Below are 15,679 nucleotides of genomic sequence, written 5' to 3'. Positions count from 1 at the left end.
ACTTGCTGCGAGTCACTGAAATGACAGTGCTTAAGGCAAATTTCAATTCCCTCAAAAGCATTGCGGGAAAGACGGTGCCATTGCTTAGCTCAAGACCTCTTCTAATGCCTTGAGGCATAAAGAAACATTCTCACGGCGGGCACCAAAGCCCATTAGACCGATGCGCCATGCTTTACCCGCAAGGGCGCCAAGGCCGGCGCCGATTTCGAGGTTATAATCCTTCAGCAAACGAGTTCGCACCGCAGCATCATCGACACCAACGGGGATATAAACCGTATTCAGCTGCGGTAGGCGATAATCTTCGGCAACCACAAAGTTAAGCCCTAACTTTTCCAGCCCAGCACGCAGCACTAAATGCATTTCGTGATGGCGTTGCCACGCATTCTCTAAGCCTTCGGCCGCCAACATACGCAGGGATTCATGCAGTGCATACAGGGCATTCACTGGCGCAGTGTGATGGTAACTGCGTTTGCCGCCCGCGCTGGTCCAATAGGCCATCACAAGACTTTGATCGAGGAACCAACTTTGCACTGGGGTTTTGCGATTTTTCAGTTTTTCTACCGCTGCGCTCGAGAAAGACACGGGCGATAAACCCGGTACACAGGAGAGGCACTTTTGACTGCCAGAATAAATGGCATCTATGCCCCATTCATCGACTCTTAACTCGACGCCGCCAAGGGAAGTCACAGCATCGACTATGCTCAAGCAACCATAGGTTTTGGCTAATGCACACAAGGTTTTGGCATCGGACAGCGCGCCAGTAGAGGTTTCTGCGTGCACAAAGGCTAAAAACTTGGCATCGGGATTGGCTTTCAGCGCCGCTTCAACCGCAGCAGGGTCGACAGGGGCGCCCCACTCATTGTCCACCAGCACTGCAATGGCGCCCACGCGTTCGACGTTTTGGCGCATACGCTCGCCAAACACACCGTTACGACAGACAATCACCTTCTCACCCGGCTCGACTAAGTTAACGAAACAGGTTTCCATGCCCGCACTGCCCGGCGCAGATACCGCCATAGTCATTTCGTTTTTAGTTTGGAAGGCGTATTGGATAAGGCTCTTAAGCTCATCCATCATGCCGACAAACAGCGGATCTAAGTGGCCGATTGTCGGTCTGGACTGCGCCGCAAGCACTTCGGGATAAACATCCGATGGGCCAGGGCCCATCAAAATACGGCGAGGAGGATTAAAAGCGGTAAAACGCGGTGCTGGTAACATCATGTCTCCTTAATGCGTGCAGGTCGAGGTCTCGTTGTTATTCGTTAGCCGTTCTGTTTTAAGAAACTGCCAGTTAATCGTTAACGGGTTAAGTCAGTAACTTAACTGTGACGTATTAATCGGCGGCTAGAGTATTAAGTCTACAAAACTACCACAAAAAAGGGCGCATGTGCGCCCCTCCTTTAGCCTAACTTTCACTTAACTTGTGCCTAACTTTGCCTAACATGTCATCGCGTCGATCACAGCTATGTGCATCACAGCGAACGCTATAAGACTTTGTTGCCGTTACCCGCATTTAAAAACAGCTGATAGGCAGGACTTTGAGTTTCCTCTTGATAGACAAAACCCAGTTCAGTTAAAAACTGTTGGAACGGCAAAGCATCACTCGCGGGCACTTCAAATCCCGCCAGCACTCGGCCAAAGGCCGCGCCGTGGTTGCGATAATGGAACAGACTAATGTTCCATTTGCTCTGCAAGGTAGTTAAAAACTTCAGCAGCGCGCCGGGATGTTCGGGGAACTCGAAGCTAAACAAACGCTCTTCTAAAGGTTCAGGTGGATGACCGCCGACCATGTAGCGCACATGCAATTTCGCGGTTTCATCGCCGGATAAATCCTGCACTTCAAAATCGTTAGCCTCTAAGGTAGCGATGATTTGTTCAAGTTCGCCTTGGCCTCGGCTTAAGCGAATGCCGGCAAACACCACGGCCAGATCGCGACTGCTGAAACGATAGTTAAACTCTGTCATCACCCGCTTATCGAGCAACTCACAGAATTTTAAGAAACTTCCCGGACGTTCAGGGACTTTCACCGCCAGTACCGCTTCTTTCTGCTCGCCAAGCTCACAACGTTCGGACACATAACGCAGACTGTGGAAATTCACATTCGCGCCACTTAAAATCGCCGCGACCTTTTCACCATTACCGCAATCACCATTGGCATTAGCGCTGACATATTTTTTAAGCCCAGCTAAGGACAAGGCCCCTGCAGGTTCGGCTATCGCACGGGTGTCTTCGAAGATATCTTTCACCGCAGCGCAGATTTCATCCGAGGTGACAGTCACTACTTCATCGACATAAAGTTTCGCGACTCGAAACGGCTCAGTGCCGATACGTTTAACCGCCACGCCGTCGGCAAATAAACCGACTTGCGCCAGCGTCACAGGTTCGCCCGCTTCCATCGCAGCCTTTAAACAGGCCGCGTCTTCTGGCTCGACGCCGACAATTTTCACCTGCGGCATTACCGCCTTGTAATAGGCTGCGATACCCGCGATTAAACCGCCACCGCCCACGGGCACAAATACCACTTCGAGATCGCGCTGCTGCTGCAACATCTCTTGGGCGATAGTGCCTTGGCCTGCGATCACGGCTTCATCGTCGAAGGGCGCGATATAGACTCGGCCCTCTTCTTTCGCCATCGCCATCGCAAAGCCATTGGCTTGATCGAAGGCTTGGCCGTGCAATACCACGTTGCCACCTAAACGGCGCACCGCATCGACTTTAATATCGGGCGTCGTCTCTGGCATCACAATCACAGCATCCACACCGCGACTCGCCGCCGACATCGCCACACCCTGAGCATGATTGCCTGCCGAAGCACACACCACACCGCGCTGACATTCTTCTTTCGTCAGCTGGGCGATACGGTTATAGGCACCGCGTAACTTGAAGGAATGCACTGGCTGCATATCTTCGCGCTTCAAAAATACCTGACAACCTAAACGCGCCGATAACTTGTTCATGCTTGAAAGCGGCGTCACTTTCGCTATGTCATACACAGATGACAACAGGATTTTTTGCAGATAGCTTTGTGCCAACTGAAAATGGGCTAAATCGGTCCGAGCTTGCGATGCTGTAGACATAGAGGCAAGTGGCAACATATTAGTCCTCCAGTTTACTGCGATCGCGTACCGCGCCCTTGTCGGCACTGGTGGCGAGCATGGCGTAGGCCTTAAGCGCGAGTGATACATAACGTTGGCGACCGATAGGTTTCCACGCCATTGGGCCAAGACTGTGCATTTTTTCGCGGCGAGCATTGAGTTCAACATCACTTACTGCCAACTTGATGCTGCGCTTGGGTATATCAATTTCGATGCGATCGCCATTTTCAATCAAGGCGATCGTGCCGCCCGCTGCCGCTTCGGGTGAGACGTGGCCGATAGATAAACCTGAAGTGCCACCGGAGAAACGACCGTCGGTGATCAACGCACAGGCCTTGCCTAAACCGCGTGATTTTAAGTAACTGGTTGGATACAACATTTCTTGCATACCCGGGCCACCTTTCGGGCCTTCGTAACGGATAACAACCACATCACCCGCCACCACTTCGCCACCTAAGATACCCGCCACTGCGTCATCTTGGCTTTCATAGACGCGCGCCGAGCCAATAAAGGTCAGATTCGATTCATCCACGCCCGCCGTTTTAACGATACAGCCGTTTTCGGCCACATTGCCCGACAATACGGCAAGGCCACCTTCTTGGCTGAAAGCAAACTCACGGCTACGGATACAGCCTTCTTGTCTGTCGTTATCCAGTGACGGCCAGCGACAATCTTGGCTAAAGGCTTTAGTGGTCGGAATACCCGCAGGCCCCGCCATAAAGAAATGTTTTACTTTTTCATCTTGCGTCTGCATTACATCGTACTGGGCCAGCACCGACTTTAAATTGCCGCCTTCATCGGCCGCCACATGGAACACATCGGTATGCAGTAATCCGGCTCTGTCGAGTTCGCCTAAAATCCCCATCACGCCGCCGGCGCGGTGCACGTCTTCCATATGGTATTTAGGCGTCGATGGCGCAACCTTACAAAGGTGCGGCACAAGACGCGACATACGGTCGATATCCGCCATGGTAAAATCAACATCGGCTTCCTGCGCAGCGGCTAATAAATGCAATACGGTATTAGATGAACCGCCCATGGCGATATCTAAGGTCATAGCATTTTCGAAGGCTTTGAAGTTGGCGATATTACGTGGCAATGCCGATTCATCATCTTGATGATAATAACGTTTTGCCAGCACCATCACGCGACGACCCGCTTCTAAAAACAGCTCGCGACGGTCGCTGTGGGTTGCCAGCATAGAGCCGTTACCCGGCAGCGATAATCCTAGAGCTTCGGTTAAACAGTTCATTGAGTTGGCAGTAAACATGCCCGAGCAAGAGCCACAGGTTGGGCACGCGCTACGCTCGATTTTGGCGCTGTCTTCATCGCTCACGTTCGAGTCGGCGCCCGCCACCATAGCATCGACTAAATCGAGCTTGATGAGCTTATCCGACAGCTTAGTTTTACCCGCTTCCATAGGTCCGCCAGAGACAAACACAACGGGAATATTAAGGCGCAGCGCCGCCATCAACATGCCGGGGGTGATCTTGTCGCAGTTGGAGATACACACTAAGGCATCGGCGCAGTGAGCGTTAACCATATACTCGACACTGTCGGCGATAAGCTCACGCGATGGCAGACTATAGAGCATGCCACCGTGGCCCATGGCGATACCGTCATCGACGGCAATGGTATTGAATTCTTTTGCGATACCGCCCGCTTCTTCAATGGCGCTCGCGACGAGTGAGCCCATATCTTTTAAGTGCACGTGGCCCGGTACAAACTGAGTAAAGGAGTTAGCAATAGCGATAATTGGCTTACCAAAATCATTGTCTTTCACCCCTGTGGCGCGCCATAACGCACGTGCACCCGCCATATTGCGGCCTTCGGTACTGGTAGCTGATCGTAACTTTGGCATTGACTGTATCCTTTATCTCAAATCGAAAATCGTATTCTTAATTCACATGGCGAATGCTTAAGCATTCGCCGTTTGTTGCAAGCTCAGCGGTAACAATACCTTACACTGGGTCACATCAATCAGTTTATTCAGCTGATTACTTAACAGTTCGATGGCACGTTCGCTATCGACCTCCATATCCAGCGACAGGCTAGCATCGTCATTCATGCGCATCTGCATTTGGGTAATCCTAAAACCACGATGGCGAGTCACGCGCAAAACACGCTCAAGCACTTCGGGGCGTTGTTGAACCGTTAATTCCAGAGAGTGGATCATGTTTGTTTCTCCATTTCGTCCATCATATCGCTGTTTGATGCGCCGGGGGGCACCAGTGGCCAAACGTTAAAAGCATCGTCGATTGCAACGTGTAACAAATACGGGCCCTTAGCCGCTAACATTTCGGTTAAGGCTTCTTCCACTTCGTCGGAAGAAAAAATCGTGCGGCCGGGAATATCAAAGGCGGAGGCCAATAAGACAAAATCAGGGTTATCGGATAAATCCGTTTCGCTGTAGCGCTCTTCAAAAAATAGCTGTTGCCACTGCTTCACCATGCCAAGCTTTTGGTTATCAACCAGCACGATTTTCACCGGCAGCTTACGGCGTTTGATGGTGGTCAGCTCCTGCACATTCATCATAAAAGAACCATCGCCAGACACAGTAACTACAGTCGCATCTGGACGCGCCACTTGCGCACCAATCGCGGCGGGTAAGCCAAAGCCCATAGTGCCTAAGCCCGCGCTGGAAAGATGATCTTCTGGGCGGCGGAACCACATATGCTGGGCCACCCACATTTGGTGCTGACCTACATCGCAACAAACAACATTGTCCTCGGGTAACTTATTGGCTAAACGACGCAGCAGCGCAGGCGCATAGATCAAACTGCCGGGGTGTTGATAATCCCATTGATGCTTACGGGATAAATGCTCCACCTCGGCCTGCCAAGGCGTGATGTTTATCGGCATGGCTAAGGCGGGTAGGATTTGGCGTAAGTCACCGGCGATTGCCACCTCTGGCATACGTAACTTGCCCAGCTCAGCGGCGTCTATGTCTAAATGGATCACTTTGGCCTTGTCGGCAAAGCTCGCTAAACGGCCGGTGACTCGGTCGTCGAAACGGGCGCCAACCACGATCAGCAAATCACAATCCTGTACCGCTAAGTTAGCCGCCTTGCCACCATGCATACCTAACATGCCTAAGTAGCCGGGTGTGCCATGGGCGATACAGCCCAGCCCTTTCAAGGTTGCGACCGAAGGTATGCCCGTCACTTTGATAAACTCACGCAGTTGATCGACCGCGCCCGCCATGCCCACACCGCCGCCGACATACAACATAGGTTGTTTAGCCTCAGCCAACAGCGCACGGGCGGCCTCAATATCACTCATCTCGGCTTGGGGTTCATTGGTGACGGCCAGCAAAGGGGTGCGATATTCCAATTGGGCGATTTGGATATCCTTCGGGATATCGACCAGCACAGGGCCAGGGCGACCAGATGCGGCGATTTCGAAGGCTTGATACAAGGTTGGGATCAGGTCGTTGACGTCTGTCACCATAAAACTGTGCTTAGTGCAGCTCAGTGACATGCCCAGCACGTCGATTTCTTGAAAGGCGTCGGTGCCGATAACGGCGGTAGAAACTTGGCCTGTGATGGCCACCATAGGCACAGAATCTAACAGGGCATCGGCTAAGGAAGTGATCAAGTTAGTCGCGCCAGGGCCTGAAGTCGCAAAGCACACGCCAGTTTTACCGCTGGCTCTTGCGTATCCTACGGCGGCAAAGGCGGCGCCTTGTTCGTGACGGCTGAGCAGATGTTCGACAGGGCTTCCATAAAGGGCATCGTATATTGGCATAATGGCACCACCTGGGTAACCAAACACTGTGGTGACTCCATGTGCTGCTAACACTTTGATTACCGCGTCTGCGCCTCTGATCATCTGCCCTGGTTCCATATTCTCTCTCACTACGTTAGTCCTGAATTGCCGAAAATCGACGCTAATTTTTTACTCTTTCGAAGCTTAGGACCTTGCTCTAGGCCCTGAAACGAAGAACCCCCCGGTCCTTTCGGAGCGGGGGGTTCTTTCGAAACTTCTAACCTTTTAGGTCTATCAGTTTGCCATGCGCCGCCCCCGCTGTGATTTAATAATCACGACGGTAATAATCACGAGAATGAGCTTGGCAGCTTGGTTAAACATCAATATGGATTCCTAATCGGTGTTTCTAAAATTGGGATATTGCATGAAAGTTAGTTTCGCTTTGGACTTTGCCCTACCGCGAGCTATTAGCTTTACCATAAAGCGACAGCCAAACACAATAAAAAATATCTTTTGTCAAAAAAAATTCAGCTTCCCTGCCGAGACAATGCAAAACAACAAAGTAAAACGTTAACTGTTGATCCTCAGTCGGCGCGATTCACCTACCGCAGGATTCATTCACTGAACGCACATTCACCATCGAACGCTCACTGAAGATTCACTCACTAACTATTAACTCACTAACAATGTCGTTTTTGCCCGCTCGACAACCCACTGAACAGGAAAAATTTTTTTCTCACTACACAGATTTATCACTAAACTGATTCATCACTAAGCAAACTCAAGATGCGCGTTTCAGTCTCTGAGGTTGCTTGGGAACTGAGCTGAGACCCAAGTCCTTTGAGTCTCAACCCTCTCCCCCAATGCTGGGCTTAATTAACGATCAATTAAGCCTCAACAATGCTCTTCATATCAGTCATGTAACCGCGAAGTTCAGCGCCAACATATTCCACAGCCGTTTCACGAATCGCTTCGTTAACTGCGATGAGCGTTAGGTTGTCGACACCGGTTGCGCTGTCTTTCAGGCCAGCACCTAAATACTCAGATGACATGGCATTAACGTAATCGCGCAGCATAGGTACGGCGGCGTGATTGAACAGGTAGCAACCGTATTCGGCCGTGTCTGAAATCACCACGTTCATTTCGTACAAACGCTTACGGGCAATCGTGTTGGCGATAAGTGGGGTTTCGTGCAGTGACTCATAATAAGCCGACTCTTCCACGATACCCGCAGACACCATGGTATCGAACGCCAGTTCCACACCCGCTTTGATCATAGCGACAAGGAAAATACCTTTGTCGAAATAGGTTTGTTCGTCGATATGCTCGCTCGATACGGGTGCATTTTCGAAACCTGTTTCGCCAGTTTCCGCTCTCCAACGCAGTAAGTTCGCATCATCGTTCGCCCAGTCTTCCATCATAGTGCGAGAGAATTCGCCGCTGATGATGTCATCCATGTGCTTTTCAAATAATGGCTGGAGGATTTCTTTTAAATCTTCTGCAATTTCAAATGCTTTAATCTTGGCTGGATTAGACAAACGGTCCATCATGTTAGTGATGCCGCCGTGTTTCAACGCTTCAGTGACCGTTTCCCAACCTTGCTGGATAAGCTTGGCCGCGTAGCCTGGCTCAACGCCATCGGCGATCATTTTCTCGTAACCTAAGATGGCACCCGTCTGCAACATACCGCACAGAATGGTCTGCTCGCCCATTAGATCCGACTTCACTTCGGCGATGAAAGACGACAGTAGAACACCGGCTCTGTCGCCACCCGTTGCGCTAGCGTAGGCTTTAGCAATCTCTAAGCCGTCACCGTCTGGATCGTTTTCTGGGTGAACCGCAATAAGGGTTGGCACACCAAAACCACGTTTATATTCTTCACGCACCTCAGTGCCTGGGCACTTAGGCGCAACCATCACCACAGTGATATCGGGACGAACTTGCATGCCCTCTTCAACGATGTTGAAGCCGTGTGAGTAAGACAAGGTAGAACCTTGCTTCATCAATGGCATAACCGCGTTAACCACGTTGGAATGCTGTTTGTCCGGCGTCAGATTAAGGACCAGATCCGCCGTAGGGATTAATTCTTCAAAGGTACCGACACGGAAACCATTGTCAGTCGCTTTCTGCCATGAGGCACGTTTCTGTTCAATCGCTTCAGGACGCAAGGCAAAAGAGATATTCAGACCCGAATCACGCATGTTCAAGCCTTGGTTAAGACCTTGAGCACCACAACCTAAAATAACAATATTCCAATCTTTGATGTAGTTACAGCCGTCGCTAAACTCAGAACGATCCATGAAACGACATTGGCCAAGCTGTGCTAATTGTTGACGTAAATTCAGAGAGTTAAAATAGTTAGCCATCTGATATACCACCTATAAGTCAGAAATTTTGGACGCAACCAAACTAACAGAATGTTACGACTTGGTTGTGATTGGAATCACTATAACCCATGCTTATCATTGCTTAAAATGATATATTCGAAACCTCATATTGCATTATGCGCAACGTCAACGGCAATCATGGATTCATAACACTGACAGTAATATCGGCACCAATATGCAGCACCGAATCACGCCATCACTCAAGCTAGGCTTAAGTTCAAACTAAACAGGATAAGCTCATGGATATTCGTACCCTCAAATTGTACTTGCACTTATGTGACAGTTTGCACTTCGCCAAAACGGCGGAGCAGATGCATGTGAGCCCATCGACCTTAAGCCGAGCCCTGCAAAGATTAGAAGAGGAAGTGAACGCTAAGCTGTTAGAGCGGGATAATCGCAGTGTGACCTTAACCCACGCGGGACGCGAGTTTAAGCTGTTTGCCGAGCAGACTTTGAACCATTGGAGCACGCTCAAGCACAGTATCGATCTCAAGCAGGACGTACTGCGCGGTCGGTTAAATCTGTATTGCTCGGTCACTGCTGCCTACAGTCATTTACCGGGTTTATTGGATTTATTCCGCCAAGAACATCCCTTCGTCGAGATAGCCTTAACCACGGGAGATGCGGCGAACGCACTGGCCGAAGTGCAGCAGAATCGCGCCGATATCGCCATCGCCGCCCTGCCCGATCCGTTTCCGAGCAGCTTACACTTTGCCAAAATCGACGATGTGCCGCTGTCGATCATCGCCCCAACTATCCGCTGCGCAGTGCAGCAGCAAATTAGCCAAACGCCTATTGATTGGTCGAGTGTGCCCTTTATCATTCCCGACCACGGGCCCGGACGTCGCCGTGCCGATAACTGGTTCAAACAAATGGGCATCAGCCCTAATATTTACGCCCAAGTCTCGGGCCAAGAAGCGATCGCCTCAATGGTGGCGTTGGGCTGCGGCGTGAGCATGAGCCCAGAAGTGGTGATCAATAACAGCCCAGTGCGGGATCGTATCCAGTTACTCGCTTCTCCCGTTGCAATACCGCCCTTCGAGTTAGGTTGCTGCTGCAAAGTAAAGCGGCTCGACGATCCCATAGTCAATGCGTTTTTGGATGTGATTTAAACATCCGGCGAGTTGAGCTTATCGATAGGATCGATACGGGTCACCAACAACTGATCGACCTTGTAAGAATCGATATCGACCACCTCAAATTTATAGCCCGCATAGTTGACGAAATCGGTACGCTTAGGGATTTTACGCAGCATATACATCATAAAACCGGCAATGGTTTCGTAGTTTTGATTATGCGGGAATTCTTCGATGCCGAAGGCGCGCATCACGTCGGTAATCGGTGTTACCCCATCGACTAACCAAGAGTTACCATCGCGGGCGATAATCTGCTCTTCGCTCTCGTGCAATGACCAAGCCCCCATCACGGCGCGTTGTAAATCGTTGGTCGTGACAATACCCACCACTAAGGCATATTCGTTCATTACCACGGCAAAATCGGCGCGGCTATTCTTAAAATATTCCATCGCCTCTGACAGGCTCAAAGTATCGGGAATAATCAGCGAAGTGTGGACTAAATTACTGCCTTTTAAGGTAATATTCTCACCGTTAATCACTCGGATCAGCAGCTCTTTTGCATCCACAAAGCCTTTGATCATATCTAACTGACCATCGCAGACGAGGAACTTAGTGTGGGGATCTTCAGAAATCTTACGCTTGATATCTTCTTCGCTATCTTGCAGTAAAAAGTACACTAAGCTTTCACGGGCCGTCATGGCAGAGGTTACAGAAACAGTTTGCATTTCAAACACATTTTCCATCATCTGTTGTTCACCGCGATCTAAAACTCCAGCTTCGGCGCCTGCATTCATCACGGCATAAATGTCGTCGGAGGTGATAGCATCGTTACGCACGGTTGGGATTTGCAGCAGTTTAAAGATGCCGCTCGCCATGCCATTGAAAAACCATACTAATGGACGCAATAGCACAATACAGAAAGACATAGGCCCAACAACGGCTAATGCAACTGGCTCAGGCATCGCCATGGCAATGCGTTTTGGCATCAAATCCGCCACCAGAATAAAGGCACTGGTGACGACAACAAAGGACAAAATAAAGCTCAGTTGGCTCAACCAAGGATCGGTCAGCAAAGGCGATAGTAATTCATAGAAATAAGGTCGAAATGCCGACTCACCGACGATACCGCCCATGATAGCAACGGCATTAAGCCCGATTTGTACCACAGTAAAAAAGCTGCCGGGAACGGCTTGTAACTGCAACACTTTTTCTGCGCGGGCATCGCCCTCATCGGCCAATTGACGTAAACGGATTTTACGTGAAGCGGCAAGTGCAATTTCTGACATAGAGAAGAAACAACTCGCGCCGATTAGGCACAATATAATCATCACGTTATCAAAGAGACTCATGTAACACCTTTCATTTAACACTGGACTAACTAGGACCAACCCGCGCTTTATGGCTCGCGAGTCAGCTGAATTCATTTAATTGGGGCACAATTTGCTAGGGGTTATCCAGCCTACAAACCGTTCAAACGGCTGTGCCAGCTCCTTGCTACCCTAAGATAAAAAGCACTTACATTGCCGTTTTAGGCTGCTCTGAGTATATCTGCAAATTCACGGCTTAGGCGCGACTCGACATCATTAAGACATCTCAGTGCGGTGGCTTTGATATTGAGCTGCTAGAACGTACATTTAAGCCAATGGAATTGACTAGGCAGTCGTGGCTTTTACTTAGTTGCGTTACGAGAAATACGTCCAGAATGGCAGCATGGATGTCACTCAGAGTGCATCGCTAAATCGACTATGGGCGACAGATTATATCTCATTTGCCGCCTAATATTACCTCACCTTGAGTAATTTTTATCTTAACGATGGATCTACAGCACAGTTTCATGCAAATGTTATCAATTAGTTAGCATGATTGAATGCGGTCTGTGACATAAAGAGGCTCAGCTGATTTAGCCTAAATATCGCCAGATGGCTAAATGACGAACGCTGATGACCTAAGCATTGCTTAAGCATGGAGATAGGACAATTTGAGGCTTAATCCCAATTATTAAGCGCAGAGAGCACCTAATGATGGAGCAATACTCAACTGGTGCCGAGCAACAAAAGACTGCATAGGTATAGGTACAAGGCTGACTTGCCCCTATGCCATTAAATCACTTCAACTTCGACCCTATTACGCCCTTTATCCTTAGCGCGATAGAGACAAACATCGGCACGGCGTAACACGTCGGGCATCTTAAGTCCCGAGACCTTATCTAATGGCAAAAACACGCTGCCAATACTAATCGTTACCGCTGCCAACGGTGATGCTTGATGGGGAATACTGAGTTGCTCGACGAGATAACACAGCTGCGTGGCAATGGCCGTTAACTGCGCAGGTGAGACGTGCTCAACGACTAAGGCAAACTCTTCGCCCCCGATGCGCGCCAATAAAGCATTGTGCGGCAGGATATCGCACTGCACTAAAGCATCCGCCACACGCTTAAGCACTAGATCACCTTCAATATGACCATAAGTGTCGTTATAGGATTTAAAATAATCGACGTCCAACATCAACAGCCCCGCTGGCGTCTTGGTCTGTAGCACAGCCTCTAGCCTTTCGGTAAAAGGGCGTCTATTCGCTAACCCAGTCAACTCATCGGTTTCGGCCATTTCTTTCAATTGAGTATTGGCAGAAACCAGCGCTTGTTGCAGCACTATCATCTGCCGCTCTTTTTGCTCGCGCAGCAGTAACTCGTTCAATGCGGACGCAAACTGAGTCAGCATATTCTTTTTCTGGGCATTCCAGTTCAGTGGCCGCGACACCGTCGACAGCGAGAGCAATCCCAATAACTCCCCAGCATTTTTAATCGCAAAGGCGGCAATCGAGCAAATGCCCACGGATTTCATCACCTCATATTCCTGTGGTGAGAAGTCCTTTAACGCCTCAAGATCCTCAATCACTAAGGTCGATTCTGTCTCGAGTTTTTTAGCAAGCTGAGTAATGTTGTCCACCGAAATCCCTTGGACCTTGTTAGCATGTAACTCGCTGGTCCAAAAACTGCGGTAATAAGCATGCTGTTGATGAAATTCGAGAATGCTCACCCTCTCAACATCAAACAACTGACCGATTTTGTGGCACACCTCAGCTAAGGTTTTGTCTACATTGCAGGTGTCGATACTCAAAAATTGCAACGAAATCTCCGCCAACAGCTGATTCGATTGCGACTGCCAGTCCAGTTCTTTGGTCCGCTCTTTCACTAAGTCCGACAATAAATGCTGCTGTTGCTGTAACGCACGTTGATGGCGCTTATTGATAGCGAGGTCATTGCGTATCCTTTGGTACATGTCCTTAAGCGACAATGCCACATGAGCAATCTCGTCAGGACTGGCGGTCACCGTTTCGGGAACAGACAACTTTTTTAACGATTTTAGATTGATTTTATTAGTAAAATCTTCCAATGCCGACAGTCTATCTGTCACCATGAGTCGCACTAAGGTCAAGATCAAATAGATCATCAGCAGGGTCTTTAAACCATTGCCGAGTACGATAAAAATCAACTGCCGCCACAGCTCGTAGTAAAGCTGGTTGGTGTCTAAGCCTACGGTTAAAGTGGCGATCGGCTGGTCTTGATAAGTCACCGGATAATGAAACAGAGTTTGCGACTCATCATCGGTTAACAGCGGTTTACCCAGCTGCATAGTGACGCCATCGATACTGTCTAAATGCACACTCGACACTAACGGCATCATCCCTAAACCAGAAAGCAAATCAGATAGCAGGCTGCGGTCAACGTCCCACAGCGACTTCGCCACGCTCGGCAGAATAGATTCTGAATATTCGCGGATATCCGACGTGGCATTGTCGATACTATCCTGATAGTTCCAAATCAACTGCACCAGCATAGTTAACACTGCAAAAAATGAGCTCACCCCGATGATGGTCAGCGTCATCTTATGACTAATAGAATGATTTCGATGCTTCATGTACACCCGTTATTACGCCTTGAAGGGCAACTTATTCAAAATCTGAGACTGGAAAATCTGCGGCCAATCCCGAGCAACTAACATTTGATAAAATGCCGAATCAGGCAGTAAAACGCCGAACAAGGTGACATTGTCATAGGGAATATAGCGCTTATGCTGCTGATAATATTGCAACTCGACCAAAGCTAACGCGCCAGCCATAAAGTGCCCGCCACCAATAATGCTCACCGCGTGTTGGCGACAAAGCTGTAAAATCTCAGGTGACGTATTGATCGTACTGACAAATACATCTTTACCCGAGACTAAGCCTTTTTCCTTCAATGCTTTAAGCACTCCAATCGCCATACGATCACTGGCGGTCCAAATCACATTCAGATCGGGATAACGGTTCAGCAGAGTGAGCGCTTGACCATAAGCTACTGCGTCACTCCATTGGCCATAAACCGTTTGAGTCAGAGTGGCATTGGGCTGCATAAAGAAATAATCGCTGGCACCTTGGGTACGAAGTACTGAAGCAGGCGTCGACTTATCGCCCGAAATCAACAAAACTTTAGCCTGCTTTCCCTCTAAGTCGTCCATTAAGCCCTTAGCGGTCGCCGAACCTATAGCGTAATTATCGGGAATAATGGCGGGTAACAGATATTCTTGCCAATGGGGATCTTGCAGTAAAACATCACGTTCACCGATGGAAATATCGTTTGAAATCAATTGCACATAGATGGGGTGGGAGTAAAGCGCTTGCAGCATTTTTATCGCGGATTGTTTTTCATTAACCAGAATAACGTAATTAGGTAACGCCTTTGCGGAGGCTAACAACTCATCGAGTTGGGTGATCATCTTGAAATGATTGCGATCGGAATGAATGATTTCGAGCTTAATATCGAGTGTCGTCGCCGCCTCCAGCATCAATTGGTCGACGTCCCCCCAAAAACTGTCATCGACAGCCCCGGGATTAAAAAATACGACATCGAGTTTAGCCCAAACTGCCCCACCAAACCCCGCAGTACAGATAAACACACACGCTAACATCCACGAACGCATAGGCGAGTTCTCCTCGACCATGTTCCCTCAAATGTCATCCTTCACAAGAGGTCACTTTATTATTATCGATTCACAACCTTGTTACCGCATCGCCGCCCAAAATGTTGCTAAAACCAGCAGCAGATGTTTCGATTAAACCACAAAATGATACAAAGTATACTTTATATGCTGACTATTTATTCCGACACCCTGTCTGTATAAGGAAATCGCGTGGATCCGTAGCAGAATATTTATGAGTCATTGCAGACTATCTTATGGGTCAGTCTTAAGGCTTAACCACGTAGAAAATGAGAGGGACCTAAACGTTTTAAAAGGGGAAGTTGTTGGTTCGTCTTGGTTCGTCATAAAGAGTCACAAGGTACACGAGTTCATTCTAGCCGTTAATGCGGCCTAACGGCCGAGGTGAATCAAGATTGGGGGATTTGAACCATGATTTTCATTGGAGGGTAAACCAA

10 protein-coding genes are annotated in these 15,679 nt (G+C 49.1%); 1 reads left to right on the top strand and 9 read right to left on the bottom strand.

Annotated features, from left to right (window positions below):
- Positions 1 to 84 precede the first annotated feature (84 nt).
- The 6 genes from Q4Q49_RS14215 to ilvC all read right to left on the bottom strand — a co-directional run bounded on the left by Q4Q49_RS14215 (position 85) and on the right by ilvC (position 9,169).
- Entirely contained in the window at positions 85 to 1,218 is a 1,134-nt protein-coding gene (locus Q4Q49_RS14215; protein ID WP_311999655.1) for an alanine--glyoxylate aminotransferase family protein, read from the bottom strand.
- Positions 1,219 to 1,484: 266 nt separating this feature from the next.
- A complete protein-coding gene (gene ilvA, locus Q4Q49_RS14210) occupies positions 1,485 to 3,095 on the bottom strand; it encodes a threonine ammonia-lyase, biosynthetic (protein ID WP_311999652.1) in 1,611 nt (536 codons plus the stop codon).
- Position 3,096: 1 nt separating this feature from the next.
- Entirely contained in the window at positions 3,097 to 4,956 is a 1,860-nt protein-coding gene (ilvD, locus tag Q4Q49_RS14205) for a dihydroxy-acid dehydratase (RefSeq protein ID WP_311999651.1), read from the bottom strand.
- A 57-nt stretch (positions 4,957 to 5,013) separates the two neighbouring features.
- The gene (gene ilvM / locus Q4Q49_RS14200; RefSeq protein WP_007651625.1) at positions 5,014 to 5,271 is read right to left on the bottom strand and encodes an acetolactate synthase 2 small subunit; all 258 of its coding nucleotides are present in this window, start codon (positions 5,269 to 5,271) and stop codon (positions 5,014 to 5,016) included.
- Positions 5,268 to 6,941, bottom strand: a complete 1,674-nt coding sequence (gene ilvG / locus Q4Q49_RS14195) for an acetolactate synthase 2 catalytic subunit (protein ID WP_311999650.1) — start codon at positions 6,939 to 6,941, stop codon at positions 5,268 to 5,270. Before ilvG ends, ilvM begins: the two co-directional genes overlap by 4 nt.
- A gap of 749 nt (positions 6,942 to 7,690) precedes the next feature.
- The gene (gene ilvC / locus Q4Q49_RS14190) at positions 7,691 to 9,169 is read right to left on the bottom strand and encodes a ketol-acid reductoisomerase (RefSeq protein WP_311999649.1); all 1,479 of its coding nucleotides are present in this window, start codon (positions 9,167 to 9,169) and stop codon (positions 7,691 to 7,693) included.
- A gap of 260 nt (positions 9,170 to 9,429) precedes the next feature.
- On the opposite strand from ilvC, the gene ilvY reads away from it, so the two are divergent.
- Positions 9,430 to 10,302, top strand: coding sequence for an HTH-type transcriptional activator IlvY (gene ilvY / locus Q4Q49_RS14185; RefSeq protein WP_106649164.1), 873 nt, complete (start codon positions 9,430 to 9,432; stop codon positions 10,300 to 10,302).
- On the opposite strand, the gene Q4Q49_RS14180 is transcribed toward ilvY, so the two are convergent.
- The 3 genes from Q4Q49_RS14180 to Q4Q49_RS14170 form a co-directional block, all read right to left on the bottom strand.
- A complete protein-coding gene (locus tag Q4Q49_RS14180; protein WP_107946304.1) occupies positions 10,299 to 11,615 on the bottom strand; it encodes a hemolysin family protein in 1,317 nt (438 codons plus the stop codon). The genes ilvY and Q4Q49_RS14180 overlap by 4 nt on opposite strands.
- 750 nt (positions 11,616 to 12,365) lie before the next feature.
- Positions 12,366 to 14,150, bottom strand: a complete 1,785-nt coding sequence (locus Q4Q49_RS14175) for a GGDEF domain-containing protein (protein WP_311999654.1) — start codon at positions 14,148 to 14,150, stop codon at positions 12,366 to 12,368.
- 45 nt (positions 14,151 to 14,195) lie between these two features.
- A complete protein-coding gene (locus tag Q4Q49_RS14170) occupies positions 14,196 to 15,224 on the bottom strand; it encodes an ABC transporter substrate-binding protein (RefSeq protein WP_311999648.1) in 1,029 nt (342 codons plus the stop codon).
- Between the last annotated feature and the right edge of the window lie 455 nt (positions 15,225 to 15,679).

Origin of the sequence: Shewanella sp. SP1S1-7 (assembly GCF_031932105.1) — a bacterium.
GTDB lineage: Bacteria > Pseudomonadota > Gammaproteobacteria > Enterobacterales > Shewanellaceae > Shewanella > Shewanella baltica.
This window is presented reverse-complemented; position numbering and strand designations above follow the sequence as displayed.